Source organism: Phycisphaerae bacterium (genome assembly GCA_012729815.1).
Lineage (GTDB): Bacteria > Planctomycetota > Phycisphaerae > JAAYCJ01 > JAAYCJ01 > JAAYCJ01.
In genome coordinates, this window is the sequence record JAAYCJ010000253.1 from 1 (window position 1) to 3,016 (window position 3,016).

General features: G+C 62.5%; 1 protein-coding gene. It reads left to right on the top strand.

Annotated elements, in window-relative coordinates:
* Positions 1-190: 190 nt before the first annotated feature.
* The coding region (locus tag GXY33_16880) for a valine--tRNA ligase (protein ID NLX06813.1) at positions 191-3,016 on the top strand (2,826 nt) is incomplete at its 3' end.

Below are 3,016 nucleotides of genomic sequence, written 5' to 3' on the forward strand. Positions count from 1 at the left end.
CCGCCTCAAAACGAATTCTACTCGCCCGACACCGCCAGTCAACGATTTTATCCGCCCCCGCCGACCCCTCACCTCACCCGAAAACACCGACACACACCCCAACCGCCCGGCAAACCCTTGAGGTAACCCCCACCCCGATATAGAATTGCCGTTTTCGGCGGTTTCCCCTGTAACGAAAACGAGGTAGGTCATGACCGAAGAGCTTTCGTCCCAATACAACTGGCAAGCCGTGGAACGCGAAGTCCAGCAACTCTGGCACGACGCCAACCTCTTCCACGCCGACCCCAACGCCGGCGGCCCCCCCTACGCCATCGTCATCCCCCCGCCCAACGTCACAGCCGCCCTCCACATGGGACACGCCCTCAACAACACCCTCCAGGACATCCTCATCCGCTATCACCGAATGCTCGGCCACAACACCGTCTGGATCCCCGGCACCGACCACGCCGGAATCGCCACCCAGACCGTCGTCGAAAAACGCGTCCTCGCTGAAGAAGGCAAACGACGTACCGACTTCCAACGCGACCAGTTCGTCGCCCGAATCCAAGCCTGGAAAGACGAATACGAAACCCGAATCCTCGGCCAGCTCCGCGCCATGGGATGCTCCTGCGACTGGGATCGCACCCGCTTCACCATGGACGACGTCTGCGCCCGCGCCGTCCGCCAGGCCTTCTTCAAACTCTTCCACGACAACCTCATCTACCGCGGAAAACGACTCGTCAACTGGGACCCCGCCACCCAGACCGCACTCGCCGACGATGAAGTCGAAATGCACGAAATCGACGGCCACTTCTGGTACCTCCAATACCCCCTCATCGACTCCGTCATGATCGACGGCCGACTCGTCGACCACGTCACCGTCGCCACCACCCGACCCGAAACCATGCTCGGCGACACCGCCGTCGCCATGAACCCGCGAGACCCCCGAGCCGCCACCCTCGTCGGCAAAACCGTCCGACTCCCCATCGTCAACCGCCCAATCCCCATCGTCGCCGACGACCACGTCACCCTCCCCGACCCAAAAAGCGACGACGTCAAAGCCCAGTTCTCCACCGGCTTCCTCAAGGTCACGCCTGCCCACGACCCCAACGACTACGACATCGGCCGACGCCACGACCTGCCCGTCATCAACGTCATGGCCCCCGACGGAACCATCAGCGACCAGCACGGCTGGTCCGACGTCGGCGGCGCCGACTTCGTCCTCGGCCTCGACCGATACGAAGCACGCGAAGCCATCGTCGAATGGTTCCGCGAAAACGAACTCCTCGAAAACGTCAAACCCTACCGCCACAGCGTCGGACACTCCTACCGCTCACACGTCGCCATCGAACCCTACCTCTCCGACCAGTGGTACGTCCGCGTCACCGACCCGCGCCTCTCCCACGCCGCCCTCGCCGCCATGGCCGACGACCAATACGAACCCTCTCCCGAACACGCACACAAACGCCAGACCGCCGCCCAACCCTGGCAAAACCGCCTCCGCTTCTACCCCGAACGCTACGCCAAAACCTTCCAATCCTGGCACGAAAACATCCGAGACTGGTGCATCTCGCGTCAACTCTGGTGGGGACACCGTATCCCCGTCTGGACCCTCGCCGACCTCGACGCCAAACTCGCCGACGACGTCGCCGCCACCCTCGACCGCTGGCGAACCGAAGGTAAAATCGCTCGCCACCAAAGCGACTCCGGAGCCACCTACTTCTGCCCGCGACCCGAATTCGAAAAGGAATTCGCCGCCTACGTCGAACAACGCGGCTTCACCCAGGATCCCGACGTCCTCGACACCTGGTTCTCCTCCGCCCTCTGGCCATTCTCCACCTTCGGATGGCCAAACCCCGCCGACTTCCCAGCCGAATTCCCCGAAGGCGACGCCGCCCTGGCTACCTGGAACCCGACCTCCGTCCTCGTCACCGCTCGCGATATCATCACCCTCTGGGTCTCGCGAATGGTCATGACCAACCTCTACTTCCTCAACCGACTCCCCTTCCACGACGTCTGCATCAACGCCATGATCCAGGACGGCGAAGGCCGAAAAATGTCCAAATCCCTCGGCAACGGCATCGACCCCCTCGACATCATCGAAATCTACGGCGCCGACGCCATGCGATATTCGCTCGCCTACCTCTGCACCGGCATGCAGGACATCCGCATGCCCGTCAAAACCGAAACCCTACCAGACGGCCGAAAAATCAACACCTCCGAACGTTTCGAAATCGGACGAAGCCTCGCTACCAAACTCTGGAACGCCGCCCGCCTCGTCCTCATGAACCTCGAAAACGCCGAACCGCCGCAAACCCTCAACGCCGCCGACCTGCCCCTCGAAGACCGCTGGATCCTCGCCAAACTCAAAGCCGCCGCCGATCAACTCTCCACCGACCTCGACCGCTACCTCTACGACGACGCCGCCATGACCTTCTACCGCTTCTTCTGGAACGAATTCTGCGACTGGTACCTCGAATGGATCAAATCCCGACTCTACTCCCAAGGCGAAACCCGACGCACCGCCCAGCAGCTCGCCGCCTTCTGCCTCGACCAGATCCTCCGAATGGCCCACCCCTTCATGCCACACATCAGCGAAAAACTCTGGGCCGAATTGAACCGCCGCTACCCCACCCGCGGCGTCGAAACCCTCCAAACGCCAAACCAACCCCTCACCGTCTCATCCTGGCCCAAACCCCAACCCGCCTGGGCCGACACCACCGCCACGCAACACGTCGAACTCCTCCAGCAGATCATCCGAACCCTCCGCGAAATCCGCGCCAACATCAACCAAAGCCGCGCAACCGAAAAACAAAAATCCATCGCCAAACTCCCCTCAGCCGACCTCCGCTGCGCCGCGACCACCGCCGAACTCGTCCTCCAAAACCGAAAAACCATCCTCGAACTCGCCGGACTCGAAACCCTCCGCATAAACCCAGCCGACTTCACCACTACCGGCGCCGCCTCGCGCGTCGTCACCGATCCCGCCGGACAAACCCTCGAACTCGCCGCCCCCGTCGCCGGACTCATCGACGTC